Genomic DNA, 20,681 nt, shown 5'->3' with positions numbered 1-20,681 from the left:
ATGAAACAGTTATCCTTACCGGGTCAGGTACCACTCACCTTGCCGGGAAGCACATCGGGTACGTTGTCGATAGACGCGACCCTCGATGCCGGAAGCAGGGGCATAACCAAATTTACCAATAACAGTGACGTCGACAAAATCGACGGTTTCAGTCAATAGATAACTGTCGCAATTGAATAAACCCAAACCCGAAAAAATTATGACACAATCACCTGCTTCTGATCTTCTGGCTCCTGAAGCTATTACTGAGCTGAAGGCTAAGTTCAAAGGCGTACTCCTTCGTCGTGGCGAAGAGGGATACGATCAGGCCCGTGCCGTCTGGAATGGTATGATCGACAAATGCCCGGCGTTGATTGCCCGTTGTACGAGTAGCGCCGACGTTGTTAGTGCCGTCCGGTTTGCTCAAAAGCACGACCTGCTGGTGTCGGTACGTGGTGGCGGCCACAACGTAGCAGGCAATGCCGTATGCGCCGATGGGCTAATGATCGACCTGTCGCCCATGAAAGCTATTCAGGTCGACGTAACAAAACGAACCGCAAGGGCCGAAGCGGGTGTACTCTGGAGTGAACTGGATCAGGCCACGCAGCAACATGGGCTGGCCACCACGGGCGGCACCGTTTCGCATACAGGCATCGCGGGACTGACACTCGGTGGTGGACTGGGCTGGCTGATGGGGAAACATGGCCTAGCCTGCGACAATTTGCTCTCAGTAGAGATTGTACTGGCCAATGGGGAGGTGTTGACAGCTAGTGAAACGACCAACGAAGACCTGTTCTGGGCGGTTCGGGGTGGAGGTGGAAATTTCGGTATCGTTACCTCATTTGAGTATCAGCTTCACCCGGTCGGGCCGACAGTAGTGGGTGGGATGATTCTTTACCCACAGAATCAGGCCAAAGACGTACTCCGGTTCTACCGCGATTTTGCCCGGAGCACGCCCGATGAACTGATGGTGTTTGCCGCCCTTCTGAACACACCTGACGGTATGCCCGTAATTGCGCTGCTGGTAGGTTGGTTTGGGCCACTCTCAGATGCCGAACATCAGTTGAAACCGTTACGTGAATTTGGTACGCCCCTTGCCGACCTGATTGCTGAAGTGCCTTATCTGCAACACCAGGCTATTTTTGATGCTGCTACGCCACATGGGATGCCCCGCTACTGGAAATCGGGTAACCTGCCGGAAATTCAGGACGATTTTATTGAGATCGTCACCACTCAGGCTGCCCGTCAGCCATCGCCGTTTTCCTTCATTCTGTTTTTTCACATAAAAGGGGCAGCTGCGCGGGTCGATTCATCTAAAACGGCCTTTGGTCTGCGCGAAGATCAGTGGGACTTCGACATTGTATCGCAATGGATGGACCCGGCTGATGCTCAGACCAATATCGACTGGACGCGCACTTTCTGGAGTCAGGTGGAGCCGTTTACCAAAGGCGTTTATGTCAATCATCTGGGTGGCGAAGACGAAGCTACACGTGTCCGGGCGGCTTACGGGCCAAATTATGAGCGACTTGTGGCCCTCAAAACCAAATACGACCCGGAGAACTTCCTTCGGCTGAATAACAACATTGTTCCTAACTCAGTAGCCAACAGCCTTTAACCCTAATTCGAATGTCGACTATTCTCATCACCGGCTGTAGCACCGGTATTGGTTTTGCTGCGGCTGAATTTCTGGCACGTAGCGGCCACACCGTTTACGCAACGATGCGCAATCCACAGCGATCCCCTGAACTGGCTCAACTAACTAAACAGAATAATTTACCTATCACCATTCTGCCAATGGACGTTGATTCCGACGAGTCCGTAAAATCGGCTGTGGCCGAGGTTGTTGCTCAGGCGGGTCAGGTCGATGTACTGGTTAATAATGCGGGGATTGGTCCAACGGGGGCCGTTGAGGAAGTTTCGATGGATGTGTTTCAGGCGGTTATGCAAACCAACTATTTCGGTACGTTACGTTGCATTCAGGCCGTGCTGCCGGGTATGCGCAAACGGCGAAGCGGCTGCATCATTACGATTTCGTCCGTAGCGGGCAAGCTGTATAGTCCGTTTCATTCAGCTTACTGTGCCTCAAAAGCGGCCGTCGAAGCCCTAAGTGAGAGTTTGGCAGGTGAAGTTGGGCCGCTCGGTATTCGGGTGGCGCTCATCCAGCCGGGCGTTATCGACACGCCCATTATCGACAAGCTGGAAGAGGTACCCGCTCAAACGAACTACCCAAATCAGGCCCGGCTGCTGGCTTATCTGAAAACGTCGGCGGGGCAGCACGTACCGGCATCGGTAGTGGCCGAAGTTATTCAGGATATCCTGACGGGCGAACGTAGCGGCTTCCGAAATCCAACCGGCGCTGATGGGCCTGTTTTGCTGGGTTGGCGTGCTGCCCTCACCGACGAAGACTGGATTGCTTCGGCTGGCGTAGACGACGAAACCTGGATTGCCGGCATGGCCCAGATGGGCATGGACGTACGCCCGCAACTGGCCGCCTTTGCTGTGGTGAAATGAGACTTTGAAAATTGAATTTTTAAACAACTTTCTCTTAAAGTCATGAAAAAAATACTAATAGTTCTGCTTTTTTTATTAATAGAGCAGACAATAAAAGCTCAAACCTCCGAAATTAATCAACTCCGAGCACGAATTGATAGCTCTGAGACTACCATTCGAACCTTAAAAAATCAGTTGGATACAAGTCAGTATACCCGGATTCCAAATAAAGATTTTGATCAGATAATAGATGACAAAGTACTTAGTCGATTTGTGTCTATTGTAGGGCTGTTAGGGACCATATTAGGCTTGGCAGGATATGCTGCTGCAAAGTCATTTATTGACCGGACGACGAAAGGTGAAGGCCAGAAAACAAAAATTGAACTTGAAAAATTACTCAAGACTTACAATGACGAATTTAAGAGTGAAGTAAGACTTGATTATAAAACGGAGATAAACAAATTTCGCAATGAGTTTGAAGAATACAAGCTCCGTGTGTCTGAATATGATGAGCGTGAAAAGGCCGATTCTATTCGAAGAGAGAGGTATATGCTGGAAGTTCGTTATGATCGGCTGATGGAGCTTGGGGCTGAATTAAGAAAAGACGGAATAATTCGGCAAGATGACAATCTGGAAAAAGACTTAAAAGAACTACTAAGAGATGCTAATTCCAATCTATATCACGAAATAGCTAGAAAAATCATTGACACTCTATCTACGTACTTGTATAATTTAGGAAGAAAAGATAATGAATTAATTCAGCTAATTGACGAATATGAAAAGAAGAACCCTGATTTAGTTTCAGGTGACGCTTATACCAATTCTGTACTTGTTCAATTTAATAGTTATTTTAATGCCACACTTCCACAAAATCGAGATAAATTTCTTGAAAGTCTCATAACATTAGAAAAAAAGATTCCAGACTATGGCCACGCTTCTGCACTACGCCTTGAAGTATTTATGCTAGAATATAAAATTACTTGCGGAGAAGAAAAGAAAAAAATAAAAAATCAAATTCTGACAATTCTAAATCAAGTCATTTCTAGTTACCGCAGTCGATTAGCGTACGAAACAGTCGATCGTTTAAAACTTGATTTAGGCAGTGCGGCATTTGCCCCAAACGTACGTGATTTGTATCAACTGTTTCCCGAAGAGATGGCAAAAATAGAGGAAAAAGCACGAATCTATTTGGAGCAACAATATGAAGCCACTAGGCATGACTTCTTTAAAAGAAAATTACAGCAATTATTTCCAGATAGCCCTCAAACCAAACTGGCCAATACTAACGGGGAGGTAAAAGAAACAGCTTAGCGCAAGTGCATTATGTTAACTTTATTGACTATCTACTCGTCTGTTGGCCTGAACTGGGGATTGGCAAACAGACGAGTAAACTATATCAACTCTCCTTTCAGAATGTCGCATTTTTACAATTTCTAGCTTTGAGACACCGGTAGCTTTGTCATCAAATCCACATAAACAATACGATGATGAAGCATTTCCTAATTCTCCTCACTACGTTGCTGCCTGTGCTGGCCTTTGAGTCAGACGCACCGGTGAGCAAACTCAATGGCGCTTTTCGCCAGACAAAAAACAAGTACGGTGCCATGACCCAATGGAAAACCCGCGATTCTGTTACGGTCATTAAAGTTTTCCGGGATGGTTACTGGCTTGGCGCTTATTACGACGACAAACGGCAAAGCAAACTGCCTTTCGATGGGGCCTGTGGCGGTACGTATGAACTCGAAAACGGGAAATACGTCGAAAAGGTCGGCTTCTATTCCTGGGATTCGACGGCTGTTGGTAGTGTCTTTTCGTTCGATTACAAGGTCAGCGATAAACAGTATGAGCAATTCGGCGTCATGAACTCTGAAAAGTACCCCAATTACCCCATTAACGAGGTGAGTGAACGTATCAAGCCCACCGAGCCGCTTAAGAACAACGGACTGGAAGGGGTCTGGTTCATGAAAGAAGGCGACTGGGGTGGATCAGGCCGTTTAGGCGAAGGCAAGTACAAAAACATGCAGGTGATCAAGATATTTAGCTATCCGATGGTGGTTTATGCTTACTATAACCCATCTACCAAACAATTTAATGGGGCGGGCGGAGCTATGTATCAGTTTGATGGAAAAACGCTGACCGAAACCAACGAATTCTGGTCGTGGCAGCCCGACGGTAAACGCAAAGGCACGGCTGAATCGTTTAAAATCTCCCTGGAGAACAGTCAGTACGTACAGCAGGGCTGGGAAGGGAAACTGCGGGAGGTATTTGTTAAAGCGCCCGCACCGGCAAAAGAATAACGATCATATATCCACATAAACAATCAACTACAATGCGATTTCTTTTTTATATTCTCATTGCCTTTTCACTAACAACTTCGGCTGGCTATGCACAAAAACTCTGGACGGATGCCGACCGCACCTATACGCTCGATAACCTCAAACGTACCCGCGATGAACTAATCCGGGAAACGGAAAACCTGACGGATGCTCAATGGCATTTTCATGAATCGCCTGACCGCTGGTCGATTGCCGAAGTGGTTGAACACCTGGCGCTTTGGGAAATCATCTGGGCGCGCGAAATTGGTATCGGAAGCCGGAATAAACCCCAGCCGGAATTAGTGAAAACCAGCCAGCCCGACAGTTATTATCAAGCATTTATTATGGAAGAAAAGCCCCATATTTCGCCCGATTTTTCGCGGCCAACGGGCTTTATCAAGGGGAAAGACAACCTGACGTTTTTTAAGCGGTTGCGGGATCAAAATATTGCCTTTGCCGAAAAAACAGAGGCTGATATGCGAGCCTGTTTTGAATTGACTGCAACTAACTCTCCGCGTAACCTGCATCAGGTGTATATTTATCAGTGGGGACACGTAGATCGGCATATGCGCCAGATTCGCAAAATCAAATCCCATCCTAATTACCCAAACGAAACCGCTCAAAAGTAGGGCGAACCCGTCAAATAGAACGTACTATCTCACTTAAAAACTGACCCATAACCAATGGAAACTATCAGCAAAACTTCGCTTACCGAACAGACGCGTAAGGGCGCTTGTCTGGCCTTTTTTTCAGCTTATCAGGACATGGATACGGCCCGGATGATTCAACTGGCTACACCCGACGCTACGGTTCACTTTGAGCCTATGGGCGAGGATGGCAAAGGCTCATTCTGGGAATTTGGCAAGACGGTCTGGCAATTACTGATGGACTGCTTTCCTGACCTCGATAATACCGTAGATAGCCTGACGGCTGAGGGCGATACGGTGATCGCACACGTTGCCATATTTGGTACGCAGGCACAGGATTTTATGGGCATCACCAGTAAAGGCTTACGATTCAACAGCGATCACGTTTTTGTATTTCGCTTCGACGAGGCCGACCGTATTACGGATCTGTCTATCAACTGGGATCACGCCAGCTTCTGTAAACAACTGGGTGCCTGAAGAATAGCCTGATATCATTCCTGGGTTCGTGACGTCCCTGACTACCTTCTGGTAATCAGGGACGTATCATTTTACGGGAGCCGATGAGGGTATTGCATCTGTACCAAAAGCGTTCTGGTTTGTTTAGCTTGCAAAATCGATTGACATAGGGTAGTATTACTGGCAGAAACTAAGCGACTAGACCCATTTACAATCCAATGAAGCAATCTACCCTTATCTCTACGTATGTCGTTCAAACGCTGCTGTTAGCGGCTATCAGTCTGGGTTCCGTAACCATCGCGAATGCCCAGATTGGTGTGGGGGCCAAACCGCCCAAAGGCGCCGAAGTGCTATTTGACGGCTCACGCAAAATGCTCGACGAAAAATGGATGTACTGGCAAGGGCCACGACTGGCGGCAACCATGCCGATCAAGTGGGCTATTGAGAAAGATCCCGCTGGCAGTGGCACCGTTATGAATACCAATGACCCGGCTGCTGCAGGGGGTAAATACGGAGCCGCCGACATTGTTACCAAGGAGGAATTTCGTGATTTTCGGCTGCATGTTGAGTTCTACGTCAGCAAGCCCGGCGGCAACAGTGGCGTTTACCTGCAAAACCGCTACGAGATTCAGATTTTCGATGGCGACACAACTTCGCACGGTTTGGGGGCTGTAATTAATGAATCGCCCTCGCCCTACAAACTTTACACCGGCCCCGGAAAGTGGAATGCCTATGATATTGAGTTTCGGGCCGCTCGTTTTCAGGATGGCAAACGTACTGAACCCGCTATGGCAACGATCTACCTGAATGGTAAAAAAGCCCATACGAATCAGAAAATAACCCAGGTCTGGGGCGGCCCAAATTCAGGCATCGACGGTGGTAACGATGGGGGCAAAGGCATCACGGATACACCCGGAGGAATTAAACTTCAGGCCGAAGGACACGACGTACTGTATCGGAACATCTGGATTCAACCGCTCGATCTGAAACAGGCCAATACCGACTTCTGAGAACTGAAAAATCCAGCCTGGCGGACACGGGAACGTGACTAATTTGTGGCTTCGTGTTCGTCAGGCCGGGGTATTGTTGATTAGGTGATTTTGATACGTATAACAGAAATAAACAGAGTTAAACGTATGAATACATCGTTGTCAAAATACACGATGCTGGCTCTGCTGGCCTCGCTGATAATTGGTAATCAGTATGTAAGGGGACAATCCAATACGTACCAGCAACTGGTGCAGCAGCAGATTGATGGCTGGAACGCTCACAATGCCATCCAGTTTGCGGCACCCTATTCGGATACGACTACGTTATATACGTTTCCCGACAAGGTGCTGGCCCGCTTCAAAACCCATCAGGAACTGGAGGAATACTATACTAAAGTCTTTAAAGAGAACCCCAACCTGCATTGTGAGGTAGCGAATCAGATGACGGTGGGCAGCACGGTGATTCTACACGAAAGAATTTCCGGTTGGGTCAACCGCCCCAACTTCGATACGCTGGTCATTTACCACTTCGAAAACAGCAAAATTATCAGCGTCCATTTTGTGAGAAAGTAGCAGAAAGGTAAGTAGCGAACGGAAACTTCAGGCTGAAAGCCATAACATACTTTTATACAACTGCTGGATTTGACGTAAACCTGTCGAATTTCTAAACAAAGTTTTCGAGTTATTGATAACTTTGTTCACTATGAGTAAACTTCCCTTGTTTTATAAATGTTCAACATTATAGCGCGTCGAACGTTGCTGGAGTATTGCAACCTGTATCCAAAGGCCGCTAACGCGTTGAAACAATGGTACGCGGAATTACAGCAGCAGGAGTTTGCTAATTTTAATGAACTGAAAGCCGTCTATGGTAGTGTTAGCATTGTTGCCGATGATCGTGTCGTTTTCAATATTATGGGCAATCAATACAGACTTGTCGCACGGATAGTGTTCGATTATAAAACAATCCAGATCAAGTGGTTTGGCACACACGCGGAGTATGATAAAGTTGACGTAACAACGGTACAATACCAACAGAAATCATGAAGTTGAAGACGATTAAAACCGAACAGGAATACGATGACATGATGACTTGGGTGGATGAGCAGTTCGACCGTAAGGTACGTCCAGATACGCCAGATGGAGAGGTTTTACAGGTAGCTTTGCTATTAATAAAAGCGTATGAAGATGAGCATTACGCCATACCGACGCCTGACCCTATTGAAGCCATCCGGCTTAAAATGGAAGAAAAGGGAGTTAGAAACAAAGATTTTGTCGGTAAACTGGGCAGCAAAAGCTACGTATCGGCGGTCCTGAACCGACGCAAGCCTATGACGTTGGAAATGGCTAAATTCTTCCACAAAGAATTAGGTATTCCAGCCGGTGTGTTGCTGGCCTGATTCAGATACGGCTACGGTATACACCTTTCCCGATAAGGTGCTGTCACACTTTCGCATCACCAGTAATTGTACACAAAAAAATTCAACTAGACCCCACCGCCCCAGCTTCGATACGCTGGTCATTTACCACTTCGAAAACAGCAAAATTATCAGCGTCCATTTTGTGAAGAAGTGACGCAGCTGGGTTTGTTCGCTTATTGGAACTGCCGATCGATCTCACTCAGCAAATACGTTTTGGGGTCGCTGAAATATTCCCAGAACATCACACCTGCCAGACCGTGTTTTTTCACGTAACGACACTTTTCTTTTACGGATTGCTCGTCATCGTAGGAAACAAAGCGTTTCAGGCTGGCATTGTACAGATACGGCGCTTTGGCTTTACGGTCCCACTGGCGTTTGTAAGCCGGGTTGGTGAGGAGACTGTCTTTGATGAACGTATAGCCACCGCCCCGTTCTACTTTCACAATCGAGCGGGGGTGCGCCTGCGGATCGTCGTTTTGCAATTGCCACGCTCGCCCATAAAAGGCGAGTCCCAGCACGAGTTTGTCGGCGGGGACACCGGCCTTCTCGTATAATTTCACGGCCCGGTCGCCCGATTGTTCGTTATCAACCTTGCCCGATGCATACAGGTTCGTATGATGCCCCGCCAGTGGTCCGCCCGTAAAATGGTCGTACGCCATGACGTTGATATAACTCAGGTACTGCTGCGCCTGCGCCATGTTGGTATGCGTAAAAATTTCGTTGAAGCCGGGTAAGGCCGTCGTTACCAGATACTCTTTGCCGGTTTGTTTTTTCAGACCATCCAACTGTTCACGCAGGGCTCTGAACATCAGCGTAAAATTTTCCCGGTCTTCGGGCCGGAATACGTTGTCTTCGCCTTTCATGCCGGGGTATTCCCAGTCAATGTCGATGCCATCCAGCTGATATTCCCGCACAATATCTACGGCCGAAGCCGCAAACGCCACGCGTGACGTATCGCTCAGTACGGCATCCGAAAAATTCTCGCTCCAGGCCCAGCCACCGATGGAAATCAGGATTTTCAGGTCGGGGTTACGTAGTTTGAGGTCGTTCAGCTTCCGGAAATTGGTAGAATCGGTGGCCAGGTTGTGAAGCCACGCCCGGTTATTTTTGACATCGACAAACGCGTAGTTGATGTGCGTCAGTTTTTCAGCCGCGATCAGCTCTGTATCGACCAAGCCACGGAAACCCCCTACATAGGCCAGCACAATCGGTTTAGCTTTGGGGGCAGGTTTAAAACCGGCTGATAAGAGAGTCGCAAGGGTCAGTGCCGCAAGTACGTGAAGAGATCGAAGCATGTTGTTTTTATCAGGTTGATAACGTTGAAAGCAGCGAGTGAGCAAAATTTAACGACTTCAATCTTCGGTTTATGAATTATAAAACGGCCAACTCTGTACATAAAAATTGGCTCGGAAAAGTTGTCGGAAACACCCCCTTATATTGCCGTACATACCCCCCACCCATTCGGGAGACAAGTGGTATTTTTGTTAGGTAAACATTAAACAACAACTACATATGGCAACGAAAATTTTTGTGAACCTGCCCGTCAAAGACCTGAACCGATCGGTTGACTTCTTTAGCAAACTTGGCTACAGTTTCAATCCTCAGTTTAGCGACGAGAATGCCAAGAGCATGGTGATCAGCGAAGATATTATCGTTATGCTGCTGACCGAACCATTCTTCAAAAATTTCACCAAGAAGGACATCATTGATGCTGGCAAAAGCACCGAAACGATCATATCGCTGTCGGCCGATAGCCGGGCCGAAGTAGACGAGAAGCTCGACAAAGCGGTAGCCGCCGGTGCTACTATGCCTAACGAAACGATCGAAATGGAAGGCATGTACGGACGTAGTTTCGATGATCTGGATGGCCACCATTGGGAGTACATGTTTATGGACCTCAGTGCTATCAATCAGGAGCAGCCCGCAGCCGAAACCAGTGCTGCCTAAAGAAATTACTTCTGAGTTGATCAATAAAAACAGCCGTAGCAGGACATCTATCTGCTACGGCTGTTTCGTTTTCTTTAGGCCCGATTAGTCCGCTACGTGTATTTTGCTCAGAATTTTCTTGTCGATGTAGAACGTACCGAACGGGATCACGCAGGCCAGTAATACTTTCCAGGTTGTGGTTCTGAACTTCCAGTTCTGTTCGACTCCCACACTCAACGTATTGAAAACGAACAGCAAAAACAGGATGCCATGAACGGGGCCAATTGATTTAACCAGAGCCGGATTGCCGAAAATGTGTTTGGCCGGAACGGCAATGCCGATCAGCAGGAGGAGCGAAACCCCTTCCAGTAAGCCAAGTAAGCGCAATCGTCCGACGTTTGATAATAAGTATGTTTTCATAGTTAGTACGATCTTAAATAGGGTCTGTTGGCAAGTGGTGAAAATGGCCAGGGAATGGCTACGAAAATAAGGATCAGCGCCATAGAAAACCAAAGCAGCATGGTTCTGAACTTCTCGCTGTCGGTCGGTTTCCGTTTGGCCAGCGCCGAGCCAATGGTAATGAAAACGATAGCCGCCAGCATAAGCAGACTATGGATAATCCCAAAAAAGGCCAAATCGATACGTTGCATTTCCTGCTTAAAATTAGCGAAGAAATACTTGATAATGGGGCTGTTGAGGTAAAGCGTAAAACCCAAAACTAATTGAATATGAGCAATCGTAGCGGTCCAGTGCCGAATGGCGTTGTCGGTTTTTGTAAATACGCGATGGGTGTTTAAGCCGGTGTAGGCCCGAACGATGGAGTACAGCAAACTGCCCAATACCAGCCAGCGAACAAGTGAATGAAAAAATAGAAGTGACGAATACATGCGTTTGGTTGTTTACGCACGGCAAAGGTCAGCAGGACAAACAATCCGGACTAGGACAGACGAAGCTGGTTTTAGGATTTTTCAATCATTTGGCGAAACTGTAAGGGCGTAACGCCTTCATATTTTTTAAAAAGGCGACTGAAATAGGAAGCATCGAAAATACCTACTTCGGCAGCTACTTCACTGATCGACAAAGGGCTTTGGTGGAGCAATACCTTTGCTTCCAGCACGATAGCCTCATCAATCCATTTGGTTGGCGACTTACCCGTAATGGCTCTGACGGATTTATTGAGGTGATTGGGCGTAATGTTCAGCAGCGAGGCATAGTCGGTTACGCGATGATTGGTTTTCAGACTGGAAAACAGCAGTTCCTTAAACCGGTTTGTAATCGTCACCGCATTCGTTTGCAGACTGGCGGACATGGGTTTGTAAGCCTGGTTTATTTCGCAGAGGAGCGCAACAAAATACGACTGTATAATAGCCAGATTTGTCAGCCCATGTTCCGTATATTCGTTGAGAAGGCGTTTAAAAAGCGGTAGTACGTAGCTGGATATCTGGTCGCCGAGTGTAATGCGCGGATTGCCCCAGACCCGCAGAAATTCAAAGTCTTTGAGAAGTTCGGCCTTACCAAATTTGCCGATAATCATGTCGTTGTGGAAGTTGCATAAATACCCTTTATTGAGGTCGAGGCTGGCAAAGGAAAACACCTGTCCGGCCGGTACAACCAGGCATTCATCTTTAAAAATCGTATGCGTCTCACTGCCAATAGTCATGATCGCTTCGCCTTCCGTGAGGTAAATCAGCGTATGATTTGTGCTTCGAACGGGCGGGACCGGCAGCTTGATCAGACGGATGAGTTCCTCTACTTTGACGATAAAAAACTTACCAAAGTCGGCTTTCAACAACGTATCGATACGTTGCTCCGGCTGGATATAACTTTCCCGGAACGTTTCGACGCTATAGGTTTTAATCTTGCTCTTCATCACTCCGGCAGGCAGATTTAAGGCGTTAATCATCGAATCGACAGCAGCTTCAGGGTAAACGGACCCTGCTGCCGTTTATGTTTTCAGGAGTAAAAACGCCATAAATTACCCAAATTTCGAGCTATAAACGGGTTATACTAGTTTATAGGATACGGGTACGTTGGAAAAGACAATTTCGCCATTGATGTTTGTGGTGTTAACCCGATTTGACTTATTGTCGTATGACCCGGTCCGATTTTCTTTCGCTCGGAGGCTTTCCTTTTCTGTTAGCACTGACAGCCATGACCCAACCCGACATTGAACCCGAAACGTTTCTGTTCGCCGACGATGGTAAAATTCCTAACAGTAAATACCCGCTGCTGCTCTACCGGAAGGTGTTTCAGGCAACCGGGTCGGTAGGGGCGTTAGGCATGGAAGAGCGTTTCGCGGTCAACAACTGGACAAATTTCTGGCGCGACGGCGTATTTCCGTACCATCATTACCACAGCATCACGCATGAGGTTTTGGGCGTTTATAGTGGTTCGGCCTTGCTACAGTTGGGTGGTGAAAAAGGGCAGAAAGTACGTGTACAGGCGGGGGATGTAATTGTAATTCCAGCAGGGGTAGGGCATAAGAAGCTTGAATCTTCAGCCGATTTTGGGGTTATGGGCGCTTATCCCGATGGCCGAAACTACGACCTGCTGCGGGGTGAACCCGGCGAACGTCCGCAGGCCGACAAGAACATTGCCGCAGTGCCGCTGCCAGCCACTGACCCATTACTTGGTAAAGAAGGCGGAGTAACGGAGTTTTGGAAATAACGTGTTACGAATTCAGCATGAATCAACCTAAATAACTATGGAATACAGACAATTGGGGGCTTCAGGACTGTTTGTTCCTGTCCTGAGTTTTGGCACCGCTACGTTCGGTGGCGTTACCGATTTTTTTAAAGCCTGGGGTAGTACGCAGGTAGCGGAGGCTACGCGCCTGGTTGATCTCTGTCTGGAAGCAGGTGTCAATCTGTTCGATACAGCCGACGTGTATTCGAACGGGCTTTCGGAAGAGATTTTAGGCAAAGCCATTGAAGGTAAACGTGATAAAGTGCTCATTTCAACAAAAGCAACATTCACCTTCGGCGAAGGGCCGAACAATCAGGGATCGTCGCGTTTCCATCTGCTAAAACAGTGCGAAAGCAGCCTCAAACGATTGAAAATAGACTATATCGACATTTACCACATGCACGGCTTCGATGGCAACACGCCCGTTGAAGAAACCCTTCGAACCCTGGATGATCTCGTGCAGAGTGGCAAGGTGCGGTACATAGCCTGCTCTAATTTCTCGGGCTGGCATCTGATGAAATCGCTGGCTGTGTCGGAGAAATACGGCTGGAATCGCTACGTAGCTCACCAGGTTTATTACTCACTGGTCAACCGGGAATATGAGTGGGAGCTGATGCCGCTGGGCATTAATCAGAACGTGGGGGCTTTTGTCTGGAGCCCGCTGGCGGGTGGTCGTTTGGGCGGTAAATACGGGCGTAACAAACCGAAACCCACCGAAGGGCGTGTGGTAGAGGGAGGCAGCCCGGTTCCGCAAGCTGTCGTACCCGAAGAAACATTCTATACCATTACCGATGCGCTGGATGAAATAGCTGCCGAAACCGGGAAATCAGTGGCGCAGGTTTCGATCAACTGGCTGCTGCACCGACCAACCGTATCGAGCATTATTATTGGCGCGCGAAACGAGGAGCAGCTCCGGCAAAATCTTGACGCTGTCGGCTGGAACCTGACTACCGAACAGATCAAAAAACTGGATTCTGCCAGCGAAGTTCCGCCCATTTATCCGTACTGGCATCAGCGCCAGAATCTGTCGTTAAACCCAATACCAAAGTTTTATTAGGTTACTTTTCCATGAGTCGTTAACGTCCCGAAAGCTTTAAGCTTTCGGGACGTTAACGACTCACGAGTTATGGATTAACCCGATTGCGTGGGTCGGGCTTCATTTCCAGTTGATACTGCTGCGGTGGTTCGGCGCCTTGCAGGTTCTTCACAAAATAGTCCCAACGACGCCGGGTCATGTAGGGTGTATAGCTGCCAAAACCGTGCGCGCTGTTGGGGAAAATGACCAGATCATAGTCCTTATTCGCTTTTTCGAGCGCTTCCACAACCAGTAACGTATTGTACGGCGGTACGTTGTTGTCCATCATGCCATGCGCCAGCATCAGTTTACCTTTCAGGTTCTTAGCGTAGTTCTGATTTGCCTGAGATTCGTAATCCGCAGCTGAGGCTAACCCATTGTAGCGTTCGCCCCAATCGTCCTCGTAGTTACGGTTGTCGTGGTTACCCGACTCCGAAATACCCACTTTAAAGAAATCCGGGTAGCGGAACATGGCCGTTGCTGTCGCAAACCCACCACCCGAATGTCCCCAGATACCCACGCGGCTCGTATCCATGAACGTGTATTTCTGAGCCAGTTGCCGGATGCCCGTAATCTGATCGGGGAGAGTATTTTCGGCCATATTTCCATAGCTCATATCATGGAAGCTCTTGGAACGTAACGGATTGCTTGTGCCCTCAATTTCCACTACAATAAACCCTAGCTCAGCCAGTGCCTGGTTGTCGCGCCGGGCTGCCGAAAACGACCAGTTACCGACACTGCCTCCCTGCGGACCAGGGTAGATGTAATCGACGATGGGGTATTTCTTTGACGAATCAAGTTTGGTTGGCTTATACATCAACCCATAAATATCGGTCTTGCCGTCATGGGCTTTCACCGTAATGGGCGCCGGGGCCTGCCAGCCGGTTGCCGTCAGTCGTGAGATGTCTGTTTTTTCGAGATTGGTAATCAGCTTGCCAGCGGCATTACGTAACACGATCACCGGCGGAACATCCGGTTTTGAATACGTATCGATAAAATAGTTGCCGGATGGGGAGATGCTTACCTGGTGATTACCTTCTTCGGGGGTTAACACGGCAAAGTTTTTACCATCAAACCCAATTTTGCATAGCTGACCGAAATACGGGTTTGCGGCCTGGCGACCGTTGGCCATAAAATACAGGATTCGGTTTTTCTCATCCACTTTCAGGAGTCGCGTAACCAGCCAGTCGCCTTTCGTAATCTGGTTTTTCAGCTTCCCCGTCAGGGCATCGTACAGGTACAGATGCCCCCAGTTGTCGCGCTCCGAAAACCAGATAAACTCGTTCGTTTTGTCGAGATACCGCCAGTTGATCGCTCCCCATCCTGATTCATACTGAGTCGCCACCGTTTCTTCGAATATTTCGCGTACTGCCCCCGTAGTGGCATCTGCCAGCCGTACTTTTTCCTGCTTATGATCGCGGGAGGTAGACACAAAGGCCAGTTTCGACGCATCCTCACTCCAGTGGACATCGTCTAACGTACCGCTGCTCGAAATATCGTCGCTCAGGGTCGCCCGGTGCGGGTCGGCGGGTATCTGTAGCTGGATGACTTTGGGCGAATCGACATAAATAATGACTCGCTGGATGGTGGCTACTTCTTTGTCGCCGGGCAGTGGATACTTCCATTGCTTCAGCGTCGGTTTGCCTACATTTGTCGTAACCAGATACATATCGCTGACATTCCGCTGATCCTGTTTGAACGTAGCGATCTTCCTGGAATCCGGCGACCAGGCCAGAATTGCCCGGTCGCTTGCCCGCCAGCCGGCGTTGTCGGTGGCATAGCCGAAATCCTTGACGCCATCGGTTGTCAGTTGGGTTTGCTGGCCGGTCTGCACATCCCGAACCCACAAGTTATAATCCTTAATAAAGGCTGCCCTTTTTTATCGGGGGAGAGCACTTCGTTGCCCGTTTCCCGGCGTGAGGGCGGAGCATCGGCCTCATTGCCCAATGGGGTAGGGGTGGCGTCGGCACTGATCTGGAAGTTTTTCAGGTCGTATTTCCAGGCTTTACCATCAGCCCGAAACGAAACAAACTGGTTGTCGGGCGAAAAGCTGATGCTTTGAAAAGGCAGCATGGCCGCTTCATAGGTTTTGCCCGTTGCTGCCGACAGTGCAGTGGCTAATTTCTGCTGATCAAAAGCCACTGAGCGAGTGGCTTTTGCCGGATCGACCAGAATAAATTCGCTGCCTTTAGCTGTTAAATTCCGGTACCAGAACCGGTCGCCGGGCAGCCAGTTTGGGCGAACGCTGCCGTAGTCAACAAGCTGTTCAGCATTTGTTCCAATAAAACGCTGGGCCTGTTCATAGTCTTTTGTCGTTATCGCCGTACGCTGCTGAGCCTGAGCGGTTACGATTAGGGCCAAAGAAATGCCAGTAAGAAAAATTTTATTCATTGTAAGCTGTATGATACCTTGTTTGGCGAAATATACTACGTATAATGGTCATGATCGCAGTCGTATATATTGTTACGTCACGATCTTTGCATAGTAAATTCGCCAGGAGAACGCTGAAAGATTGCCTGTCTGGTATTATCGGCAGATTATCCAGGATAACTTTTTGGCGGAGCCGTCAGCTTCCGGTGAAACAGACGCATAAAGCTAGATACATACGTGGTGGTTAGCGTACTAAAAGATATTGATTAATTGACCATGATTCAATTTAAACGACTCGATCACATACTGATTTGCATTCCGGAGAGAACCACTACCGAAGCGCGGGCTTTTTATCGGGAAGTATTAGGACTGGAAGAAATTCCCGGCAATCATCCATCGGGCGCTATCTGGTTCAAAATCGCTGATATTCAGCTACACATCCGCGAAGAAGCAGGCGGGAATTACTCCAAACGCCACCCGGCCTTTGAAGTCAGCAATCTGGAAGAAACCCGGCAGGAGTTGATGAAAAAAGGTCTTTCCATTGAATACTCATCGGAAATCGATGGGCGGCAGCGGTTTTTCTTTCACGACCCATTTGCCAATCGATTTGAACTGCTGCAGTTTGATTCCGGCGGTTCGTAGTGACCTGTAAGTTTTCGATTAACTAATTCAAACTGACGGACGTAATACTTGCATACTTACTTAACTTTGGTTTCGTAAATGATTAGTCAGGTAGCCACGTATACGTCTTGAATACAGACACAGTAACAACTAGTGAGTTGTTCGAACTCCTCACAAAAGCCACGCGGGATGCTGTTTGGGATTGGGACTTGGAAACCAACAGTATCTGGTGGAATGAAGGCTATTTCGTGCTTTTCGGCTATGCCAGTTCTGATGAGCAAAGGAAAGGACTGGACGAGTGGACGAACCGTATTCACCCTACCGATAGAGAACGGGTCATAACGGGCATACAACGGGTAATTGATCGGCTGGGAACGAACTGGTCAGATGAATACCAGTTTCGCCGGGTCGACGGTACCTATGCCACCGTATTTGACCGGGGGTATATACTTCATCGGGATGGTAAAGCCGTTCGCATGGTTGGTTCCATGCAGGATATTTCGGAACGTATTGCCCTGCAACAGGCGCAGCAGGAAAGTGAGGAGCGATTACGTTTTGCCATGGAATCGGCCCAGCTTGGTACGTGGGAGCTGAATCCTACGGAAGGTACTGTCAAGTGGGATGATCGGTGCAAGAGCATCTTTGGCTTAGCCAATTACACCACCATCGACTATTATCAGACGCTGCAGTACATCCATCCCGACGACAGACGACGTATTGAAGAAGCAACCCAATGGGCGCTGAATCCGCAGTCGGGTGGTTATTACGACGTCAGATACCGGATGATTGGCGAAGACGATAGTCGACTGCGCTGGATTCATTCCATAGGGCGGACGTATTTCGATGAAGAAGGTCATGCCTATCGCTTTTCGGGGGTTGCCCAGGATATTACCGCTGAAACACTGGCCAGAGAAAAAGCCATCCTCTCTGAGCAGCAGGCGAAAATGGCAATTGAAGGCTCGGGAGCTGGCGCTTTTTCGGTTGATCTGGCTACAAATGCGATTATTTACTCGCCCTCCTGCGCCCGGATACTGACGGGCGACGAGACCAGGGGCCTCACCCGTGAGATGCTACTTGAGCATGTTCACCCCGAAGACCGATTGAACCGGCAGCGAGCCTACGAAGATGGCGTGGCAACAGGGGCCATAACGTACGAAGCCCGGTTTATCTGGAACGATAGCTCAATTCACTGGGTAAAATTAATTGGACAGTATCTGTTCGACGCACTGGGAAAGCCAGTGACATTTTCGGGTATAGCGCTCGACATCACTGAGCAGAAAGAGAAAGCCAGAGCTCTTCGAGAAGCTGAAGAGCGGTTTTCCATCGCCTTTGCCAATACGTCGGTGGGTATGGCTTTTACCGATCAGCAGGCTAATTTTTCGATTGTCAATGAAGCGTATACCAAATTGCTGGGCTACACTACCGAGGAGTTGTGTGCGTTAAATAGCTTCGAACTGACTCACCCCGATGACCGGGATTATAACCGAAAGCTGTTCGATGAGGTCGTGCAGGGTAAGCGGCCTTCCTTCAATCTGGTTAAGCGGTATATCCACAAAGAAGGCTCGTTTCGATGGGTGCAGATGAACGTAACCCGGTTGATTGATACGCAGGCACCTGATCAGAGCATGGTCATTATTGCCTACGATATTACCGAACAGGTAGAGGCTCAGGACAAGCTCAAAGCAAGCGAAGAGCAATTCCGGAATATGGTTATTCAGGCACCTGTCGCCATCAGTATACTGAACAGCCGTGATATGACGATCACCATCGCCAATGATTCCATGCTGGAAATCTGGGGTAAAGATTCGTCGGTCATTGGATTGCCGCTCATTAAAGGATTGCCTGAGCTGGAAGGGCAGGGTTTTATTGAACTGTTGGAAGGCGTTTTTGATTCGGGCATTGCGTATTACGGTTTTGAAACCTTGGCCCGGCTTCATCGGCAGGGGCGGTTGGATGAGGCTTACTTTAATTTTGTTTATGCTCCCGTACGTAACGACGCCAAAAACGTTAGCGGGGTAATGGTCATTGCTACCGAAGTAACAGCGCAGGTAAAAGCCAAACGGGCTTTGGAGGCCAGTGAACAACGCTTTAGAGACCTCATTGAAGAAGCTTCCGTAGCGATTAGTTTATTCGTTGGGCCTGATATGATTGTGGAACTGCCCAACGAAAAGATGCTCCGATTCTGGGGAAAAGACGAAACCGCTATCGGAAAACCCCTGCGCGAAGCGGTACCCGAACTGGTAGGTCAGCCCTTTCTCCATATTTTAGAAGAGGTCTACAGAACGGGAATTGAATACAGCGCACAGGAAGCCCCGGCCGAGTTATTCGTCGACGGAAAGCTTAGCACCTATTATTTTAACTTTACGTATAAACCGCTGCGGGACACCGATGGGCAGATTTATGCTGTTGTGGATATGGCCATCGACGTAACGGAACAGGTTGTGGCGCGTCGGGCTATTGAGGAAAGCGAACTACGTTTCCGTACATTGATGGAAGCGATTTCGCAGATGACCTGGACCAACACCCCGGAAGGGCAAATCAATTTCTACAATCAGCAGTGGTACAAGTATACCGGGCTCAATTTCTCAGAACCAAAAATGTGGGGCTGGCAGGCGGTTATTCACCCCGACGATTTACCCCATACGTTAGCTGCGTTTGAAAAAGCACTTACCAACGGGACTATCTTCGTGGTTGAAAATCGGTACCGGCGGGGCAGCGATGGTATGTATCGCTGGCACTTAAATAGGGCACTGCCAATCCGTGACGAATCGGGCGATATTTCGCTTTGGGTAGGTACTGCCACGGATATTCATGAACAAAAGCAACTCGAAGCCGAACTGGAGCAGCAGGTTCAGGCGCGGACGGAACAACTGGTAACGTCGAACCAGGACCTTCGACGCTCTAACGATAACCTGGAGAAGTTCGCCTACATTGCCAGCCACGATTTGCAGGAACCTTTACGGAAAATCCAGTCCTTTGGCGATATTCTTAAAGCGCAGTATTCCAGTCAGATCGGAGAGGGCCTCGACTACTTAGAGCGGATGCAGACCGCTGCGGGTCGTATGTCGTTGCTCATCCGGGATTTGCTGGCCTTTTCCCGTATTTCGACCCGGCAGGAAAATGTGGCAGTGGTTTCACTGAATCAGGTTATTACCGACGTACTCGACGACCTTGAAGTGGCTGTCAAGCAAACGGGCGCTCAGATTCAGGTCGATAAACTCCCGGCTATATTCGGCGATGCGTCGCAACTGCGACAACTGTTTCAAAACCTGTTAAGCAACGCCCTCAAGTTTCAGAAAGCTGGCCGGGTGCCTGTTATTCAGATTCAGACGGAGAATGTGACAGCCAGTTTATTGCCCGTCAAACCTGCCAGATTGGCGGCAACGTATCATCGAATCAGTGTATCGGATAATGGTATTGGATTCGATGAGAAATACCTGGATCGTATTTTTCAGGTATTTCAGCGCTTACACGGCCGAAACGAGTATGTAGGCACTGGTATTGGTCTTGCCATCTGTGAGAAAGTAGTGGCTAATCATGGGGGCGTAATTACAGCCGTTAGCCAGCCGGGCCAGGGCGCTACATTTCTAATCTATCTACCAGTGGAATAGCAATCTGCTTTACATAAGCCGAAGTCAGTGACGTAACGGCTGATACCTTTCTACGTAGTTTTAGCAGCAGCCAAAGCCTGTACACAAACCAAAATCTGG

22 protein-coding genes are annotated in these 20,681 nt (G+C 48.6%); 16 read left to right on the top strand and 6 right to left on the bottom strand.

Features of this window, described 5'->3' with window-relative positions:
• The 11 genes from LN737_RS23160 (at position 1) to LN737_RS23110 (ending at position 8,273) form a co-directional block, all read left to right on the top strand.
• Complete coding sequence (locus LN737_RS23160; protein WP_405512380.1) at positions 1 to 159, top strand: hypothetical protein; 159 nt, start codon at positions 1 to 3, stop codon at positions 157 to 159.
• Between the two features lie 40 nt (positions 160 to 199).
• Entirely contained in the window at positions 200 to 1,594 is a 1,395-nt protein-coding gene (locus LN737_RS23155; RefSeq protein WP_405512378.1) for an FAD-binding oxidoreductase, read from the top strand.
• Positions 1,595 to 1,605: 11 nt separating this feature from the next.
• Positions 1,606 to 2,490: an SDR family oxidoreductase gene (locus LN737_RS23150; protein WP_405512376.1), complete on the top strand. Its 885-nt coding sequence runs from the start codon at positions 1,606 to 1,608 to the stop codon at positions 2,488 to 2,490.
• Between the two features lie 42 nt (positions 2,491 to 2,532).
• Positions 2,533 to 3,780, top strand: a complete 1,248-nt coding sequence (locus LN737_RS23145; protein WP_405512374.1) for a hypothetical protein — start codon at positions 2,533 to 2,535, stop codon at positions 3,778 to 3,780.
• Positions 3,781 to 3,953: 173 nt separating this feature from the next.
• The gene (locus tag LN737_RS23140) at positions 3,954 to 4,766 is read left to right on the top strand and encodes a hypothetical protein (protein WP_405512372.1); all 813 of its coding nucleotides are present in this window, start codon (positions 3,954 to 3,956) and stop codon (positions 4,764 to 4,766) included.
• 32 nt (positions 4,767 to 4,798) lie between these two features.
• Positions 4,799 to 5,413 carry a DinB family protein gene (locus LN737_RS23135; protein ID WP_405512370.1) on the top strand — a complete coding sequence of 205 codons (615 nt, stop codon included), beginning with the start codon at positions 4,799 to 4,801 and terminating at the stop codon, positions 5,411 to 5,413.
• Positions 5,414 to 5,467: 54 nt separating this feature from the next.
• Entirely contained in the window at positions 5,468 to 5,908 is a 441-nt protein-coding gene (locus LN737_RS23130; RefSeq protein WP_405512368.1) for an ester cyclase, read from the top strand.
• Positions 5,909 to 6,105: 197 nt separating this feature from the next.
• Complete coding sequence (locus LN737_RS23125) at positions 6,106 to 6,897, top strand: DUF1080 domain-containing protein (RefSeq protein ID WP_405512366.1); 792 nt, start codon at positions 6,106 to 6,108, stop codon at positions 6,895 to 6,897.
• Positions 6,898 to 7,023: 126 nt separating this feature from the next.
• On the top strand, positions 7,024 to 7,449 hold the full coding sequence (locus LN737_RS23120; RefSeq protein WP_405512364.1) for a nuclear transport factor 2 family protein: 426 nt from the start codon (positions 7,024 to 7,026) through the stop codon (positions 7,447 to 7,449).
• A 156-nt stretch (positions 7,450 to 7,605) separates the two neighbouring features.
• Entirely contained in the window at positions 7,606 to 7,920 is a 315-nt protein-coding gene (locus LN737_RS23115; RefSeq protein WP_405512362.1) for a type II toxin-antitoxin system HigB family toxin, read from the top strand.
• Complete coding sequence (locus LN737_RS23110; RefSeq protein ID WP_405512360.1) at positions 7,917 to 8,273, top strand: type II toxin-antitoxin system HigA family antitoxin; 357 nt, start codon at positions 7,917 to 7,919, stop codon at positions 8,271 to 8,273. The genes LN737_RS23115 and LN737_RS23110 overlap by 4 nt, the downstream gene beginning before the upstream one ends.
• 194 nt (positions 8,274 to 8,467) lie before the next feature.
• On the opposite strand, the gene LN737_RS23105 is transcribed toward LN737_RS23110, so the two are convergent.
• Positions 8,468 to 9,589: a glycoside hydrolase family 18 protein gene (locus LN737_RS23105; protein WP_405512358.1), complete on the bottom strand. Its 1,122-nt coding sequence runs from the start codon at positions 9,587 to 9,589 to the stop codon at positions 8,468 to 8,470.
• 217 nt (positions 9,590 to 9,806) lie between these two features.
• Here LN737_RS23105 and LN737_RS23100 point away from each other — a divergent pair, with 217 nt between their 5' ends.
• Positions 9,807 to 10,241: a VOC family protein gene (locus LN737_RS23100; RefSeq protein WP_405512356.1), complete on the top strand. Its 435-nt coding sequence runs from the start codon at positions 9,807 to 9,809 to the stop codon at positions 10,239 to 10,241.
• Positions 10,242 to 10,325: 84 nt separating this feature from the next.
• Here LN737_RS23100 and LN737_RS23095 read toward each other — a convergent pair whose 3' ends face one another.
• The 3 genes from LN737_RS23095 to LN737_RS23085 all read right to left on the bottom strand — a co-directional run bounded on the left by LN737_RS23095 (position 10,326) and on the right by LN737_RS23085 (position 12,123).
• Positions 10,326 to 10,640: a DUF3817 domain-containing protein gene (locus LN737_RS23095; RefSeq protein WP_405512354.1), complete on the bottom strand. Its 315-nt coding sequence runs from the start codon at positions 10,638 to 10,640 to the stop codon at positions 10,326 to 10,328.
• A gap of 2 nt (positions 10,641 to 10,642) precedes the next feature.
• Positions 10,643 to 11,107, bottom strand: a complete 465-nt coding sequence (locus tag LN737_RS23090; protein WP_405512352.1) for a hypothetical protein — start codon at positions 11,105 to 11,107, stop codon at positions 10,643 to 10,645.
• A gap of 71 nt (positions 11,108 to 11,178) precedes the next feature.
• Positions 11,179 to 12,123, bottom strand: a complete 945-nt coding sequence (locus LN737_RS23085; protein WP_405512350.1) for an AraC family transcriptional regulator — start codon at positions 12,121 to 12,123, stop codon at positions 11,179 to 11,181.
• Between the two features lie 188 nt (positions 12,124 to 12,311).
• On the opposite strand from LN737_RS23085, the gene LN737_RS23080 reads away from it, so the two are divergent.
• The gene (locus LN737_RS23080; protein WP_405512348.1) at positions 12,312 to 12,887 is read left to right on the top strand and encodes a cupin domain-containing protein; all 576 of its coding nucleotides are present in this window, start codon (positions 12,312 to 12,314) and stop codon (positions 12,885 to 12,887) included.
• A gap of 37 nt (positions 12,888 to 12,924) precedes the next feature.
• Positions 12,925 to 13,962, top strand: a complete 1,038-nt coding sequence (locus LN737_RS23075) for an aldo/keto reductase (protein ID WP_405512346.1) — start codon at positions 12,925 to 12,927, stop codon at positions 13,960 to 13,962.
• 67 nt (positions 13,963 to 14,029) lie between these two features.
• Here the strand turns inward: LN737_RS23075 and LN737_RS23070 are convergent, their stop codons facing one another.
• Positions 14,030 to 15,829 (bottom strand): S9 family peptidase, encoded by a 1,800-nt coding sequence (locus tag LN737_RS23070; RefSeq protein ID WP_405512344.1) that lies wholly within the window; start codon positions 15,827 to 15,829, stop codon positions 14,030 to 14,032.
• Complete coding sequence (locus tag LN737_RS23065; protein ID WP_405512342.1) at positions 15,787 to 16,371, bottom strand: hypothetical protein; 585 nt, start codon at positions 16,369 to 16,371, stop codon at positions 15,787 to 15,789. Before LN737_RS23065 ends, LN737_RS23070 begins: the two co-directional genes overlap by 43 nt.
• 255 nt (positions 16,372 to 16,626) lie before the next feature.
• On the opposite strand from LN737_RS23065, the gene LN737_RS23060 reads away from it, so the two are divergent.
• Both LN737_RS23060 and LN737_RS23055 read left to right on the top strand, forming a co-directional pair.
• Positions 16,627 to 16,992 carry a VOC family protein gene (locus tag LN737_RS23060; protein ID WP_405512340.1) on the top strand — a complete coding sequence of 122 codons (366 nt, stop codon included), beginning with the start codon at positions 16,627 to 16,629 and terminating at the stop codon, positions 16,990 to 16,992.
• Between the two features lie 107 nt (positions 16,993 to 17,099).
• Positions 17,100 to 20,582: a PAS domain S-box protein gene (locus LN737_RS23055; protein ID WP_405512338.1), complete on the top strand. Its 3,483-nt coding sequence runs from the start codon at positions 17,100 to 17,102 to the stop codon at positions 20,580 to 20,582.
• Positions 20,583 to 20,681: the final 99 nt, after the last annotated feature.

Origin of the sequence: Spirosoma sp. KNUC1025, assembly GCF_045160025.1 — a bacterium.
In the GTDB taxonomy this organism is placed as follows: Bacteria; Bacteroidota; Bacteroidia; order Cytophagales; family Spirosomataceae; genus Spirosoma.
This window is presented reverse-complemented; position numbering and strand designations above follow the sequence as displayed.